Genomic DNA, 15,384 nt, shown 5'->3' on the forward strand with positions numbered 1-15,384 from the left:
CTCCATCCCAGGAACGTTAACCGGCGACCTTTTCGCTGACCGGCTCGGCGGGCTCCGCCTCCGGCTTGGCGCTACTCGTCGTGCCGCCACCGGGGGTGCCGATGCCAGCCATGGCGAACGCGCTGCCCGTGCCGCCGCCGGCCGGGGACAGGTCGTAGCTGCTCTCGGCGTGCTCGCCGATGTCGATGCCCTCGACCTCGGCCTCGGCCTTCACCCGGAACCCGATCGTCTTCTCGATGACGAAGGCGAGCACCCAGGCGATGCCGAACGACCAGACGGTGACGATCAGACCGGCGAGGGCCTGCCGCCCGAGCTGGGTGACGCCGCCCCCGTAGAAGAGACCGTCGGAGGCACCCACCACGTCACTGATCGCGGCGTTGACCGAGTTGGTGGCGAAGAGACCGAGCCAGAGCGAGCCGATCCAGCCACCGACGAAGTGCACGCCGACCACGTCGAGGGAGTCGTCGTAGCCGAGCTTGTACTTGAGGCTGACGGCGAGCGCACACACGGCACCGGCGACGATGCCGAGCAGGACGGACGCCCACGGGGCGATGAAACCGCAGGCCGGGGTGATGGCGACCAGGCCGGCGACGGCGCCGGACGAGGCACCGACCATGGTCGGCTTACGGGTCTTGACCCACTCGACCGCGATCCAGCCGAGCACCGCCGCCGCCGTGGCGAGCTGGGTGTTGATGAAGGCGAGGCCGGCGACCGAGTCGACGGTCAGCTCCGAACCGGCGTTGAACCCGAACCAGCCGAACCACAGCAGACCCGCACCGAGCGCGACAAGCGGGATGTTGTGCGGCTTCATGCCCTCGCGCGGCCAACCGAGCCGCTTACCGAGCACCAGAGCCACGGCCAGGGCCGCCGCACCGGCGTTGATGTGCACCGCGGTGCCACCGGCGAAGTCCAGCGCGTGGATGTCACCGCCGATGATGCCGCCGCCCCACACCCAGTGCGCGACCGGGAAGTAGACGAGCGTGGCCCAGCCGAAGGCGAACAGCAGCCAGCCGGCGAACTTGGCCCGGTCGGCGATGGCACCACTGATCAGCGCGACGGTGATCACCGCGAAGACCATCTGGAAGGCCATGAACACGTAGAGCGGAACCCCGATGCCGCTGGGGTTCTCCGCCGTGGCACCCCACAGGTCGGTCTCGGCGAGGAACGTCTTGGTGCCGAGGTACGCGCCCGGGTCACCCCAGAAGCCGTTCACGTCGGTCCCGAAGGCGACGCTGAATCCGTAGAACCACCACAGAATAGAGATGAGCCCGATAGCGGAGAAGCTCATCATCATCATGTTGAGTACGCCCTTGGCCCGGTTGAGGCCGCCGTAGAACAGCGCCAGTCCGGGGGTCATGAGCAGCACGAGCGCGGTCGAAACCAGCAGCCAAGTGGTATTGGCGCCGTCGATCGTCGGTGCTTCAGGCACGCTGGCCTCCTAAAGGTGAAGTCCTCCTTCGCGGCTTTCCGGGGCAGCGTCGCCCGTAGGCCGGTTGCGCGGAAGCTTCGCGGCCGGCTGTTTCACCCGAGGTCCCGTGCGGGTTTCCGTTTCGTGACGGGTTGTTTCGTACGTGTCACGAACTCCGCACACTCAGCGGCATGGACGGTGGTGGATCACCTGGACGGCGAACGTCGATGGCTGACCGGCCGCGCTCATTGACCGGTCCGCTTGCCGGGACCGGCCGAGCATCGACCGGTCGGCGCTCAGCGGAGGGCGTTCTCCAGGGCGTGCCGCTCGTAGTCGAGCAGCCGCAGATCACGCATCGGTCGGCGCAGGTGACCCTTGTGCACGATCCGGACGAACGCCGGCTCACCGGCGGCGGCCATTCGGCGGATCCCCTCCACGTGGTCCACGATCCTCTTGCGGATGGTCCGGATCAGGCGGTGCCGGTCCCGGGGGATCAGCCCGTACGCGTCGGCGAAGAGCCGTAGCCGGCGCGGCCGGTCCGGGTGCTTCCAGCCCAGCGTGATCGAGTCCCGGTCCGCGAAGATCGGCACCCAGGTCCAGGCCGCGTACGCCACGTCGTAGATCCGTGCTCCGGGCGAGGCGAGGTCGAAGTCGATCAGCCCGAGGGTGCCGTCCGGTCGCCAGATCACGTTGTGCGGCGCGGCGTCGTGGTGGCAGATCACCTCGGTGTCCGGTGGCGGGGGCCCGAACGAACGCCAGACCGCCCCCGGTTGCGGAGTGAAGCCGTACTGCGCGTCGTGGAACATCCGCAGCATGGTGGCGACGGTGACCAGCGCCTCGTCGGTCACCCAGTGCGGGGCGAGCGGATATTCTCCGCACTCCCCCTCCAGGTACGACAGGACCTCACGGTTGCGCTCGTCCATGCCGAGCGCTCGTGGGGCGCCGGTGAAGCCCACGTACTCCAGGTGCCGCAGCAGGGCGTGCACGGACGGTGTCCACGGCCCGGCGTTGCGGCGGACCGTGTCGCCGACGCGGACGACGGTGCTCACGTTGCCGCCGTGCAGCGGGATCTCCTGCGAAGTCACGTACGGTCTCCCGAGGCGCTGCGAAGGGTGGCCGGGCTCGCGCCAGCCCGCGTAGGCGCGGTCGTCGCTGGTCACCCGAGACTACGCGTCCCGTCCGGTGGCCTCGGTCCCCAGCAACGCGTCGACGAACTGCGCCGGGTCGAACGGGGCCAGGTCGTCCTTGCCTTCGCCGAGGCCGACCAGCTTCACGGGGATGCCGAGCTTGCGCTGGACGGCGATCACGATGCCGCCCTTGGCGGTGCCGTCGAGCTTGGTCAGCACCACGCCTGTCACGTTGACCACGTCGGTGAAGACCCGGGCCTGTTCCAGGCCGTTCTGCCCTGTCGTGGCGTCCAGGATGAGCAGTGTCTCGTCGATCGGGCCCTGCTTCTCCACCACGCGCTTGACCTTGCCCAGCTCGTCCATCAGGCCGACCTTGTTCTGCAGGCGGCCGGCGGTGTCGATGAGCACGGTGTCCACGCCGGTGTCGATGCCGCGCTTCACGGCGTCGAAGGCGACGCTGGCGGGGTCGGCGGCCTCGGGGCCACGGACGGTCTCCGCGCCGACGCGCGAACCCCAGGTCTCCAGTTGGTCGGCGGCGGCGGCCCGGAAGGTGTCCGCGGCGCCGAGCAGCACGCTGCGGCCGTCGGCCACCAGCACCCGGGCGATCTTGCCGCAGGTGGTGGTCTTGCCGGCCCCGTTGACGCCGACGACCAGGACCACGGCCGGAACGCCGTCCTTCGGGGCGGTCCGCAGCGACCGGTCCAGGCTCGGGTCGAGCGCGTTGACCAACTCGGCGGCGAGCAGTGCCCGCAGCTCGGCGGCGGAGCGGGTGCCGAGCACCCTGGTGCGCTCGCGGAGCCGGTCGACGATGTCGCGGGTGGCGTCGACGCCGACGTCGGCGGTGATCAGGCTGTCCTCGATCTCCTCCCAGACGTCCTCGTCGAGGTGGTCGCGGGCGAGGAGGCCGAGCAGGCCCTTGCCGAAGACGTTCTGCGAGCGGGACAGTCGCGAGCGGAGCCGCACCAGCCGCCCGGCGGTCGGCTCGGGCACCTCCACGGCTGCCTCGAGCACGGGTGGCGGCTCGACCAGGACACCGGTGGACAGATCCGACTCCGGTGCCTCGACCGGCGGGCCGGCGAGATCTTCCTCAGCTCGGGTGTCGACCTCGGTGCGTGGCAGCGGGGGCTCGGGCCGCCGCCGCAGACGCGGCACGACCAGCCCGACTGTGCCGGCGATCAGCACACCGAGCAGGACCAGAGCGAGGACGAGATATTCGGCCATGCCGGAATCCTGTCAGATGCCGACGGCGGAGTCTCAGCCACCGCTCACCGAGCGGTGCTCAGAGTCCCAGCCACCGCTCACCGAGCGCTGCCCGGAGTCTCAGCCACCGCACCCCGGGAGGTGCCAGGCAGCGGCGGTAGGCTCGGCCGCATGCCCGCCGCACACCTGCTCATCGGCCCACTTCTGCGGCGAGTGGTGGACACCCGGGCCACCGTCTGGGTGGAGACGGCGGCGCCCGCCGTGGTCACGGTCCGCACCGCCGGCGGCGCCACCGGCACCGCGCCCACCTTCTCGGCGTACGACCACCACTACGCCCTCGTGGTGGTGGAGGGGCTCACTCCGGACAGCGAGACCACCTACGAGGTGCTGGTCGACGATGAGGTGGTCTGGCCGGTGCCGAGCACCGGTTTCCCGCCGAGTGTGATCCGCACCCGGGCCGCCGATGATCGGCACCAGCCGGTCAGCCTGATCTTCGGCTCGTGTCGGGAGACCACCCAGCACGCCACCACCCGGAAGCTGCCGCCGGACGCCCTGGACGCGTACGCCCGGCGGTTGATGGCCGACCCGGAGTCGAACCCGCTTCCTGACCTGCTGGTGCTGCTCGGTGACCAGGTCTACGCCGACGTCACCTCGCCGACGGTGCGCCGGCTGCTGCGTCGGCGGCGGCGGCGTCCGAAGGACGCCCCGGCCGACCAGGTGGTGAGCTTCGACGAGTACACCAAGCTCTACCTGGAGTCCTGGCGTGATCCGGAGATCCGCTGGCTGCTCTCCACCGTGCCGAGCGTGATGATCTTCGACGACCACGAGATCATCGACGACTGGAACACCTCGGCGGCGTGGCGTGCGGAGGTGCGCGAGCAGCCGTGGTGGCAGGAGCGGATCGGCAGCGGGCTCGCCTCGTACTGGGTCTACCAGCACCTGGGCAACCTCTCCCCGGACGAGGTCGCCACCGATCCGGTCTTCGCCAAGGTCGCCGCCGCCGAGGACGCCACCGGCGTGCTGCGTGAGTTCGGGCACCGGGTCGATCAGGAGTCGGACGTGGCGCACGACACCGAACGTTGGCGCGCAGTGCAGTACCAGTGGAGCTACGCCCTGGACCTGGGCCGGACCCGGTTGGTCATGCTGGACAACCGGTGCAGCCGGGTGCTCGATGCGGGCAGTCGGGCCATGCTGCCGCCCGGCGAGTGGGCCTGGTTCCTCGACCAGGCGCACGGCGTCTACGACCATCTGGTGGTCGGCGCTTCGCTGCCCTGGCTGCTTCCGCAGGGCATCCACCACATCGAGGCGTGGAACGAGAAGCTGGCCGAATCGCGTCGCCCCTGGGTGGCGCGGGGGGCGGAGAAGCTGCGCCGCGCACTGGACCTGGAGCACTGGGCGGCGTTCCGGCGTTCCTTCGACGCGCTCGCGGAGACGTTCGCCCGGATCGGCACCGGCACCCCGGGGCAGTCCGGCGCTCGGGTCGGCGCCGGGCCGGCGTACGCCCCGCCGGCGTCGATAAGTGTGCTCTCCGGGGATGTGCACCACTCGTACGTGGCGCGGGCCCGGTTCCTCGACCCGGCGGTGGTCACTCCGGTGCATCAACTCACCTGCTCGCCGATCCACAACCAGGTGCCGGCCGGCATCCGTCCGCTGATGCGGTTGGGCTGGTCGTCCGGCCCGGCGGGGGCCACCCGGGCGCTGGCCCGCTCGGCGGGTGTCCGCCGCCCCAAGGTGCGTTGGCACAGGCTGGCCGGGCCGTACTTCGGCAACGCCGTCGCCACGCTGACCCATCGGGGCCGGGGGGCCGAGGTGACCATCGAGGGCACCACGAGTGACGGTCACCTACGCCCGGTGATGCACCGCCGACTCTCCGGTGCCGATCGAGCAACGTCGCCGTAGTCTCTACGCCGTGGATGAGCACCTGCCGGAACCGATCCGGGCGGTCGAGCACGAGCTGACCGCCCTGCTGCGTCGTGGGCGGGCGGTTTCGTGGGAAATCGCCCGAGAGGTGCACCCGACCCTTGAGCCGAACACCTACGGGCTGCTGCTCTGGCTGCGCCGCAGTGGGTCGATCCGGTTGACCGAGTTGGCGTCGCGGCTGGGCGTGGGCAAGGGGACGCTGAGTCGGCAGATCAACGCGCTGGAGGTGCTCGGCCTGGTCCACCGTGATCCGGATCCGAGCGACCGGCGGGCCGCCCAGATCAGCCTCACCGATGAGGGCCAGCGCCGGTTCGACGTGGCCAGGTACGCCCGGTTGGGCGAATTCGTCCGTGCCCTGGACGGCTGGCCGGACCGGGACGTGGAGGAGTTCGCCCGGCTGCTCGGCCGCTTCAACGATTCCTGGCAGTAGCACCCCCGACGGCAGGGAATAGGGCGCCGCCCCCACAAGTTGTTGCTCAAGGCAACCAAGGCATACGGTTGCTTCAGGCAACTCTCAGGCGACCCGCGTACCCAGCCCGCCGCCGCTCCACCTCTACTCCGCTCGGAGGCAACAAACGATGAGCCAGGCGACAGCGCCCACCCAGGCGACCGCCGTCAACATGACCCACCGGCAGATCCTGGAGGCGCTCTCCGGCCTGCTGCTGGGCCTGTTCGTCGCGATCCTCTCCTCCACGGTCATCTCGAACGCTCTGCCGCGGATCATCACCGAACTGCACGGCGGACAGTCCGCGTACACCTGGGTGGTGACCTCGGCCCTGCTCGCGACCACCGCGACCACCCCCATCTGGGGCAAGATGGCCGACCTGACCAGCAAGAAGACGCTGGTGCAGCTCGCCCTGGGGATCTACGTGCTGGGCTCGGTGCTGGCCGGCCTCGCCCAGGGCACCGGCGAGCTGATCGCCTGCCGCGTGCTGCAGGGCATCGGCGCCGGTGGCCTCACCGCGCTCGCCCAGGTGATCATGGCGACGATGATCGCGCCGCGTGAGCGGGGTCGCTACAGCGGCTACCTCGGCGCCGTGATGGCCGTCGGCACCATCGGCGGACCACTGATCGGCGGCGTGATCGTCGACACCTCCTGGCTCGGCTGGCGCTGGTGCTTCTACGTCGGTGTGCCGTTCGCCATCGTCGCGCTGATCGTGCTGCAGAAGACCCTGCACCTGCCGGTGGTCAAGCGGAAGGCGCAGATCGACTGGTGGGGCGCCACCCTGATCACCGCGGCCGTCTCGGTGCTGCTGATCTGGGTCTCGCTCGCCGGCAACCAGTTCGCCTGGGCCTCCTGGCAGACCGCCGTCATGGTGGTCGGTGCCCTGCTCCTCGGCGCGCTGGCGATCCGGGTCGAGACCCGGGTGGCCGAGCCGATGATCCCGCCGCGGCTGTTCCGCAACCGCACCATCACCCTCGCCGTCATCGCCAGCATCGCGGTCGGCGTCGGCATGTTCGGCGCGTCGATCTTCCTCGGCCAGTACTTCCAGATCAGCCGTGGCGAGTCCCCGACGATGTCCGGCCTGATGACCCTGCCGATGATCCTCGGCCTGCTGGTCGCCTCCACGGTGGGCGGGCGGATCATCACCAAGACCGGCCGGTGGAAGCGGTTCCTGGTGGCCGGCTCGGCGCTGCTCACCATCGGCTTCGCGCTCATGGGCACGCTGCGCGCGGACACCAGCTTCACCGTGCTCAGCGTCTACATGCTGCTGATCGGCGTCGGTCTGGGTCTGACCATGCAGAACCTGGTCCTCGCCGTGCAGAACACCGTCGGCCCGCACGAGCTCGGCGCGGCCAGTTCGGTGGTGGCGTTCTTCCGCAGCCTGGGCGGCGCGATCGGCGTCTCCGCGCTCGGAGCGGTGCTCGCCCACAAGGTCAAGGACTACACCGCCGACGGCCTGGCCCAGCTCGGCATCCCCGCGTCCAGCTCGGGCAGCGGTGGCACCCTGCCCGACGTGCACACCCTGCCCGGCCCGCTGCGGGCGGTGGTGGAGAGCGCGTACGGCCACGGCGCCGGTGACATCTTCCTGACCGCCGCGCCCTTCGCGCTGGTCGCGCTGATCGCGGTGATCTTCATCAAGGAGGTCCCGCTGCGGCAACACAACGGCAACCCGGTTTCCAGCGAGGCCGAGCGGGAATCGACCCGCGCCGCCGACGCTGGTGCCGCAGTGGTCCGCACCGGCGAGCAGAGGTGAGGTAGGAGCATGAGCGTGGGAGCACCGGACCGCGAGGAGTACGGCCCCCGGACCCGCCCGCTGCCCTTCGAACGGGGTACGGACGGCCCTCGGGTGATCATGGTGGGTGTCGACGGCACCCGCACCTCCGAGCGGGCCGGCTCCTACGCCGCCGGCCTGGCCCGCCGCCAGGGGGCCGCCCTGGTGGTGGTCTTCGTCAGCTCGGCGAGCGGGCTGTCCGCGCTGGTGCCCGGCATGGACGCCGGCGCGATCCAGCGCACCAACGACGAGTTGGCCGACGATCTGCGTCGTGAGTGCAGGCGCGGGGCCGAGCAGTGGGGCATCCCGGTGACCTTCCTGTTCCGGCGCGGCGACGCGTACGGCGAACTGTGCGCGGCGGCCGACGAGTTCCAGGCCGACATGGTCGTGGTGGGCGCCTCCGAGCAGGCCGGTCACCGGCTGGTCGGCTCGGTCGCCACCCGCCTGGTCCGCACCGGCCACTGGCCCGTCGTCGTCGTTCCCTGACGCGCACGGGCCGGCCCGGCGGTAATGGGCTCGCCGATGTCGGTGGGTACCGACAGGATGGTCGGATGACCTGGAGAGCACCCGAGATCGACCGCCAGAACGAGCCCTACGTCGGTGACGAGCGCACCCTGCTGGAGGGCTGGCTCGACTACCACCGGCAGACGTTGCTGCTCAAGTGCGCCGGCCTGACGGCCGAGCAGCTGAGGACGCCCAGCGTGGAGCCCTCCGGGCTGACGCTGCTCGGGCTGGTGCGGCACATGGCCGACGTGGAGCGTTGGTGGTTCCGCATCCGCGCCGCAGGTGAGGACATCACCGGCCTCTTCGACGACGATGAGGACCCGGACGCCGACCTCAACGCCGTCGCCGGGGCCGACGCGGAGGCCGCCTTCGCCACCTTCGCCGCCGAGGTGGAGGCCGCCCGTAAGGCCGCCGCCGGCCTGCCGCTGGACCGGACCTTCGTACGGCCCCGCCGGGACGGCACCAGCGACGAGCTCAACGTCCGCTGGGTCTACCTGCACATGATCGAGGAGTACGCCCGGCACAACGGTCACGCCGACCTGATCCGGGAACGCATCGACGGCGTCACCGGCGACTGACCAGCGCTCAGTAGTCGAGCGCCGCCCGCAGGTAGCGCAGGTCGGCGTGGCCGCCCCAGCGGTGCGCCGACAGCCCCGCGGACCGAGCGCCCCGCACGGCCCAGTCCTCGTCGTCGACGAAGAGGACCCGGGCCGGCGGGGTGGCCAGGGCCACGCAGGCGGCCTGGAAGTACTCCGGGGCGGGCTTGTGCACGCCGACCACCGATGAGTTGACCACCACGTCCAGCTCGCCGACCAGGCCGAGCGCGGCCAGGTCGGCGTCGAGCAGGTCGGTGGCGTTGGTGCCCAGCCCGACCCGGACGCCCGCCGCACGGACCTCCCGGACGAACGCCAGCACCTCCTGGTCGACCTCTCCCCGGTAGCTCTGCCACTGCTCGACGGCAGCGCGGGCCCGATCCGGGCTGCCCACCGACTCGGTCAGGGCGTCCGCCACGCTGCTCATCCACTCGGTGTGGCTGACCTTGCCGGTGAGCACCGGCTGGAGCCGCCCCCACTGCATGGCGATCTCGCCGAGCACCCCCTCGGAGAGGCCGTACTCCCGCTCGACAACGGCGGCCACCGCCGGGTCCCACCGACGCAGTACGCCGTCGAAGTCCAGCAGGAGCGCCGTCGCGCGTTCCCGAGCCACTACCCGTTCTCCTCGCCGCGGCCGTGCCGCTGGTCGTCCTCGTCGGCTCGGTTGAGCCGTTGACTGATCACCTGGGTGACGCCGCTGCGCATGGTCACGCCGTAGAGCGCGTCGGCGATCTCCATCGTCCGCTTCTGGTGCGTGATGACGATGAGCTGGCTCTTCTCCCGCAACTGTGCCAGCAATGTGATCAACCGGCCCAGGTTCACGTCGTCCAGGGCCGCCTCCACCTCGTCCATGATGTAGAACGGGCTGGGCCGGGCGCGGAAGATCGCCACCAGCATGGCCACCGCGGTCAGCGACCGCTCGCCACCGGAGAGCAGCGACAGCCGCTTGATCTTCTTGCCCGGAGGGCGGGCCTCCACCTCGACACCGGTGGTGAGCAGGTCGTCGGGGTCGGTGAGGATCAGCCGGCCCTCGCCACCGGGGAAGAGCACGGTGAACACCTGCTCGAACTCCCGCGCGGTGTCCTCGAACGCGTGGGCGAAGACCTCCAGGATCCGCTCGTCCACGTCCTTGACCACGGTGAGCAGGTCCCGACGGGTGGCCTTGAGGTCCTCCAACTGCTCGGAGAGGAACTTGTAGCGCTCCTCCAGCGCGGCGAACTCCTCCAGCGCGAGCGGGTTGACCTTGCCGAGCAGGGCCAACTCGCGTTCCGCCTTGGCGGCCCGCTTCTCCTGCACCGGCCGCTCGTAGCGCACCGGCTCCGGCACCGGCAGGCCGTCCCGTTCGGCCATCGCGACATCGACCTGGGTCGGCGGGACGGGCTGCGCGGGGCCGTACTCGGCGACAAGCGTCTCCACGTCCAACCCGAAGTCCTCGGCAGCCTTCGCCTCCAACTGCTCGATACGCAGCCGTTGCTCGGCACGGGCGACCTCGTCGCGGTGCACCTGGCTGGTCAGCCGCTCCAACTCCGCGCCGAGCCGCTTGGCCGCCCCGCGTACCTCCTGCAGCTCCGCCTCGCGGGCGGCGCGTTCCCGGGCGACGGCGTCGCGGTGCTCCTCGGCCGTCGCGATCGAGGTGGTCAGCCGGGTGAGCGCCTCCCGGGCACCGCCGGCGACGGCCCGGGCGATGCCCGCGCCCCGGGTCCGCGCGGCCCGGCGGGCCGCGGCACGTTCCCGGGCGGCCCGCTCCGCGGTGGCCTGCCGCGCCAGCGAGTCGGCCCGCCCGGCGATCGAGGAGACACGCTCCTCGGCGGTACGCACCGCGAGCCGGACCTCCATCTCGTTCTGCCGCGCCTGCGGCACCATGGCGGCGAGCTGGTCCCGTTCCTCGGTGGAGGGCTCGGCGTCGGCCGGGGTCTCCTCGGCCAGCCGCAGCCGCTCCTCCAACTCCTCCAGCGTGGTGAGGTCCCGCTGCCGGGCCGCCTCTGCGCGGGCCCGGGATTCGCCGAGGCGGTCGGTCTCCGCCTTCGCGGAACGTGCTGCCGCGCCCAGCTCGGCCAGCCGGCGGGCGGCGGCGTTGCGGTGGCTCTCCGCCTCGCGCTTCTCCGCGGCGGCGTGCTGCACGGCCTCCTTCGCGGCGGCCACCTCGGCGCGCGCCTCGACGAGCTGGTCCCGCAGCTCCGCGCCACCGCGCTCGGCGGTGAGCCGGTTGGTACGGGCCTCCTCGACGGCGGCCTGCACCTCGATGTAACTGGGCGCCTTGGCCGACCCGCCAGCCGCCGCGTACGCCCCGACCACGTCACCGTCCGGGGTGACCGCCCGCAGCTCGGGGTTGCTGGCGACCAGCTCGGCAGCGGCGGCGAGATCATCGACGAGGGCCACGTCCCGCAGTGCCCGGTGCACCGCCGGACGCAGCTCCGCGCTGCACTCCACCAGGTCGGGTGCCCACCGGGCGTCATCGGGCAGCTTCGGGCGCAGCGCGTCCGCGGAGCCGGTCATGCCGGGCCCCGCCGGGCTGCCGACGAGCAGGCCAGCCCGGCCGGCGTCGGAGATCTTCAGCAGCCGCATCGCCTCGACGGCCTCGTCCACCCCGCTGACGGCGACCGCGTCGGCGAGGCCGCCGAGCGCGGCGGCCAGCGCGGCCTCGTGGCCCGGCGCGACGGTGAGCAGCCCGGCGAGACTGCCGAGCAGGCCCGGTACGTCGCCAGCGCGGGCGAGCAGCGCACCCGCGCCATCCTTGCGCCGCAGACCCAGTGCGAGCGCCTCTTCCCGTGCCTTCCAGGTGGCGGCGTCCTTCTCCGCCGTCCGCTCGGCGTCGGCCAGCGATCGCACGGTGGCTTGTGCCCGCTCCTGCACGGCGACGGCTTCGGCGTGCCGGGCGTCGAGGTCCGCGTTGTCGCGGTCGGCCTCGGTGGACTGGGCGGCCACCGCGTCCAGGTCGGCCTGCGCCTGCTCGGCGCGACCCAACGCGTCGGCGTGCGCGACGGCGAGCCGTTCGATCTCCTCACCGGCGCTGGTGGTCCGGGCTCGAGCCGAGTTGACCTGGCCGGTGAGCCGGGCCATCCCCTCCCGCCGGTCGGCGATGGCCTTGGCCGCGGCGACCAGCTCCCGCTCGGCGGCGGCGAGCTGCCGTTCCAGCTCCTGGCGGTGCTCGACCGCCTCGGCCAGCCGGATCTGGTCGTCGGTGAGCGCCGCGCGCAGCTCCTCCTCCTGCTCGCGGACGCGTTCCGCCTCGGCCTCCAGCTGGTCCGGATCGCGGCCGGGCCGCTCGTCGTCACCGCTGGTGCTGAGGTGCCGCAGCCGCTCCCGGGCCAACTGCTCGATCGAACGGAAGCGTTCCTGCAGGGCGGACAGCTTGTACCAGGTGTCCTGGGCGGCGGCGAGCAGCGGAGCGTCCTCGGCGAGGGCGGCCTCCAGCTCGCCGAGCCGGCCCTGCACCTCGGCGTGCTCGCCCTCGATCTGCTCGCGCCGCTCCCGCAGCGCCGTCTCGTCGGCGATCTCCCGGTCGAGGGTGGTACGCAGGGTGGCCAGGTCGTCGGCGAGCAGGCGCAGCCGGGCGTCGCGCAGGTTGGCCTGGATGGCGGCGGCGCGCCGGGCCACCTCCGCCTGCCGGCCGAGCGGCTTGAGCTGGCGGCGCAGCTCGGCGGTGAGGTCGGTGAGCCGGTTGAGGTTGGTCTGCATCGCGTCGAGCTTGCGCAGGGCCTTTTCCTTGCGCTTGCGGTGCTTGAGGACGCCGGCCGCCTCCTCGATGAAGGCCCGGCGGTCCTCCGGCTTGGCGTGCAGCATGCCGTCGAGCCGACCCTGCCCGACGATGATGTGCATCTCCCGGCCGATGCCGGAGTCGGAGAGCAGTTCCTGGATGTCGAGCAAGCGGCACGTGTTGCCGTTGATCTCGTATTCGCTCTCGCCGGAGCGGAACATCCGGCGGGTGATGGAGACCTCGGTGTACTCGATCGGCAGCGCGCCGTCGGTGTTGTCGATGGTGAGGGTGACCTCGGCGCGACCCAGCGGTGCCCGGCCGGCCGTGCCGGCGAAGATGACGTCCTCCATCTTGCCGCCGCGCAGGGCCTTGGCGCCCTGCTCGCCGAGGACCCAGGCGATGGCGTCGACGACGTTGGACTTGCCCGAGCCGTTCGGGCCCACCACGCAGGTGATCCCGGGCTCCAGCTTCAACGTCGTGGCGGAGGCGAAGGATTTGAACCCCTTCACCGTCAGGCTCTTGAGATACACCTTCTCGATCCTCGTCCGGTGGCCGCCGTACCGTCGCCGGCTGTGGGGACCTGGGTGAACTCGCAGACTAACCCGGAGGTGGAAGCGGGCCGGCACGCGACCCGCCCCGGGTCGCGTCGGTCGAGGACGCGCTGTTGTTCCGTCGGCCGCGAGAAAGACAAGAGCCGTTCATGATCGGCTTATCCGGTGACGCGCTATTCGGATCTCGTCGGCACGGTTCCGGCGCCATCGACGACAAGATCATAAATCGTCGGCGCCGAAAGGGGCCGGACAGCGTTGCGCGCCGGCACAGACGTGTCGGCGCGCATTTTTGCGATAGTGCGATTCAGTTTTTCGACGCGAAGATCAGGTCAGCGCCGGCTCGGCCAGACGGAGCAGATCGTCCGCCTCCGCCGCAGCCGCCGCGAGCCGATCGTTGTCGGCACGCAGACGCGTGATCTCGAACTCCAGCGCCTGAACCCTGGAACGCAGTCGGGTGACCTCGTCGAGCAGACGCCGATCGGGCGCTGCACCTACGTGGCCGTAGAGGGCCTTCGCCATGCTGACTCCTTGATATGCGCTGCCGGAAAGGCCGGCCAACGCGCGCCCATTTGTACGCGGCTGTCATTCCAGGCTGTATCTGGGCATGACCGGGCGCGACTGGCGACACCTATATATTGAGCCGCAAACCCCTCCTTCGTCAAGTTCTCGCAGGCCGTAGATCATCTCCACGTCGACCTGTCCACTTGTCGGGGGGTTGCCGCAATGGCACGGACACGCTCTGTCCGGACGCCTTTACTGTACGCCCGGATCCGCGGAAGTCCGCACCCTGGCGTCCGACTTCCCCTTAACTCTTCCTTAGCCACGTTGCCGCAGGTCGCGGACGCGCCGTAGCGTCACCCCGGCCCGCAACCGACCCGTGGAGGCATAGGCGTGTACGGCTGGACCGACCCGATGGACCCGAACGGCGCCCCCCGGCGTGCCGAGCGGCCGACCGACGAGCCGGCCTGGCTGCACGACCGCCCGGAGCCCCGCTCGGCCTACCTGTTCGGCGACGTCCCCGATCAGCCCGGCGAAGAGTGGCACCGGGAGCAGTCCCCGTCCGGCCCGGCCACCGGCACGGGGTCGACCGACGCCCACACCGCCGCCTGGCCGGCACACCGGCCGGAGCACGAGCCGACCGCTGACTGGCACCGCGGCAGCCCGACCGACGCCACCAGCGACGGCTGGCACGGCACCGGCCCGGTCGAGGCGACCACCGGCACCTGGCACACCGACGCCGACCCGGACCCGACCGGTGGCTGGCACGCCGGTGCCGATACGACCGGAGGCTGGCGGACCCACGCCGACCCGGACCCGACCGACGGCTGGCACGCCGATGCCGGCCGGTCGGGCGAGGGGCGGCATCGCCCCCCCCGCCGCTGGCGACGGCCGCTGATGATCGGTGGCGCCGCCGCGGCGGCCACCCTCGTGGTGAGTTTCGGCGTCGGCGCGCTCGCGATGCCCGGCGGTGACGACGGGGCCGATCAGCCCACGGCGGTCGACGACACCTTCGCCGCGTCGGCGGCACCGACCGAGCCGCCGGCCCTCGACACCCTCGCCGCGCCCTCCCCGACCAGCACACCCAGCCCGACCCAGCCGAGCCCGACCCCGAGCAGGACCGTCAAGCCCACCCCGGAGTCGTCGCGCTCCACCGCCGCGTCGCGCCGCAGCGCGCCGCGCACCAGCGCGCCGAGTACCAGCAGCGGCTCCGGCGGCTCCAGCGGCACCGTCAGCGCCCAGGCCCGCGAGGTGGTGGACCTGGTCAACGCCGAGCGGGCCAAGGCCGGCTGCAACGCGCTGAGCATCGACGACAAGCTGATGACCGCCGCCCAGCGGCACAGCCAGGATCAGGCCGACCACCAGAACATGTCGCACACCGGCAGCGACGGCAGCGACTCCGGCGTCCGGCTGGACCGGGTCGGCTACGCCTGGCGCACGTACGGCGAGAACGTGGCCTGGAACCAGAAAACCCCGGCCGCGGTGATGGACGCCTGGATGAACAGCTCCGGCCACCGGGCCAACATCCTGAACTGCGCCTTCACCGAGATCGGCGTCGGCATCGCCAGCAGCAACGGGCCGTACTGGACGCAGGTCTTCGCGGCGCCGCGCTGACCGCGCGTCGTTCGCGCCCCCGCGCTCGTTTGACCCGGTGAGGTACGCCGGGCCGG

Annotated in this window: 12 protein-coding genes; 6 read left to right on the forward strand and 6 right to left on the reverse strand. The window is 71.6% G+C overall.

Features of this window, described 5'->3' with window-relative positions; all coding sequences use genetic code 11:
- Positions 1-16: 16 nt before the first annotated feature.
- The 3 genes from C7C45_RS05085 to ftsY form a co-directional block, all read right to left on the reverse strand.
- Entirely contained in the window at positions 17-1,429 is a 1,413-nt protein-coding gene (locus tag C7C45_RS05085) for an ammonium transporter (protein ID WP_110562443.1), read from the reverse strand.
- A 275-nt stretch (positions 1,430-1,704) separates the two neighbouring features.
- Entirely contained in the window at positions 1,705-2,568 is an 864-nt protein-coding gene (locus C7C45_RS05090; RefSeq protein WP_208641066.1) for an aminoglycoside phosphotransferase family protein, read from the reverse strand.
- A gap of 6 nt (positions 2,569-2,574) precedes the next feature.
- Entirely contained in the window at positions 2,575-3,756 is a 1,182-nt protein-coding gene (ftsY, locus tag C7C45_RS05095; protein WP_110562444.1) for a signal recognition particle-docking protein FtsY, read from the reverse strand.
- Positions 3,757-3,906: 150 nt separating this feature from the next.
- On the opposite strand from ftsY, the gene C7C45_RS05100 reads away from it, so the two are divergent.
- The 5 genes from C7C45_RS05100 (at position 3,907) to C7C45_RS05120 (ending at position 8,953) form a co-directional block, all read left to right on the forward strand.
- Entirely contained in the window at positions 3,907-5,634 is a 1,728-nt protein-coding gene (locus tag C7C45_RS05100; RefSeq protein ID WP_110562445.1) for an alkaline phosphatase D family protein, read from the forward strand.
- A 10-nt stretch (positions 5,635-5,644) separates the two neighbouring features.
- A complete protein-coding gene (locus C7C45_RS05105; RefSeq protein WP_184182349.1) occupies positions 5,645-6,085 on the forward strand; it encodes a MarR family winged helix-turn-helix transcriptional regulator in 441 nt (146 codons plus the stop codon).
- A gap of 148 nt (positions 6,086-6,233) precedes the next feature.
- Complete coding sequence (locus tag C7C45_RS05110; RefSeq protein ID WP_110562446.1) at positions 6,234-7,853, forward strand: MDR family MFS transporter; 1,620 nt, start codon at positions 6,234-6,236, stop codon at positions 7,851-7,853.
- 9 nt (positions 7,854-7,862) lie between these two features.
- On the forward strand, positions 7,863-8,357 hold the full coding sequence (locus C7C45_RS05115; protein ID WP_244200245.1) for a universal stress protein: 495 nt from the start codon (positions 7,863-7,865) through the stop codon (positions 8,355-8,357).
- A 65-nt stretch (positions 8,358-8,422) separates the two neighbouring features.
- Positions 8,423-8,953 carry a DinB family protein gene (locus C7C45_RS05120; RefSeq protein ID WP_110562447.1) on the forward strand — a complete coding sequence of 177 codons (531 nt, stop codon included), beginning with the start codon at positions 8,423-8,425 and terminating at the stop codon, positions 8,951-8,953.
- A 7-nt stretch (positions 8,954-8,960) separates the two neighbouring features.
- On the opposite strand, the gene C7C45_RS05125 is transcribed toward C7C45_RS05120, so the two are convergent.
- The 3 genes from C7C45_RS05125 to C7C45_RS05135 all read right to left on the reverse strand — a co-directional run bounded on the left by C7C45_RS05125 (position 8,961) and on the right by C7C45_RS05135 (position 13,735).
- Positions 8,961-9,581, reverse strand: a complete 621-nt coding sequence (locus C7C45_RS05125) for an HAD family hydrolase (RefSeq protein ID WP_110562448.1) — start codon at positions 9,579-9,581, stop codon at positions 8,961-8,963.
- On the reverse strand, positions 9,581-13,195 hold the full coding sequence (gene smc / locus C7C45_RS05130; RefSeq protein WP_110562449.1) for a chromosome segregation protein SMC: 3,615 nt from the start codon (positions 13,193-13,195) through the stop codon (positions 9,581-9,583). Before smc ends, C7C45_RS05125 begins: the two co-directional genes overlap by 1 nt.
- A 345-nt stretch (positions 13,196-13,540) precedes the next feature.
- A complete protein-coding gene (locus C7C45_RS05135; protein WP_030487463.1) occupies positions 13,541-13,735 on the reverse strand; it encodes a hypothetical protein in 195 nt (64 codons plus the stop codon).
- Positions 13,736-14,107: 372 nt separating this feature from the next.
- Between C7C45_RS05135 and C7C45_RS05140 the strand changes: the two genes are divergently transcribed.
- On the forward strand, positions 14,108-15,328 hold the full coding sequence (locus C7C45_RS05140) for a CAP domain-containing protein (RefSeq protein WP_110562450.1): 1,221 nt from the start codon (positions 14,108-14,110) through the stop codon (positions 15,326-15,328).
- Positions 15,329-15,384: the final 56 nt, after the last annotated feature.

The sequence above is a fragment of the Micromonospora arborensis genome, from assembly GCF_003205615.1.
Lineage (GTDB): Bacteria > Actinomycetota > Actinomycetes > Mycobacteriales > Micromonosporaceae > Micromonospora > Micromonospora arborensis.

Bases quoted from the DNA above. Each gene is read 5' to 3' on its own strand.
- C7C45_RS05110 (WP_110562446.1), top strand. From the start codon at position 6,234: ATGAGCCAGGCGACAGCGCCCACCCAGGCGACCGCCGTCAACATGACC.
- C7C45_RS05135 (WP_030487463.1), bottom strand. From the start codon at position 13,735: ATGGCGAAGGCCCTCTACGGCCACGTAGGTGCAGCGCCCGATCGGCGT.
- C7C45_RS05100 (WP_110562445.1), top strand. From the start codon at position 3,907: ATGCCCGCCGCACACCTGCTCATCGGCCCACTTCTGCGGCGAGTGGTG.
- C7C45_RS05120 (WP_110562447.1), top strand. From the start codon at position 8,423: ATGACCTGGAGAGCACCCGAGATCGACCGCCAGAACGAGCCCTACGTC.
- C7C45_RS05115 (WP_244200245.1), top strand. From the start codon at position 7,863: ATGAGCGTGGGAGCACCGGACCGCGAGGAGTACGGCCCCCGGACCCGC.
- ftsY (WP_110562444.1), bottom strand. From the start codon at position 3,756: ATGGCCGAATATCTCGTCCTCGCTCTGGTCCTGCTCGGTGTGCTGATC.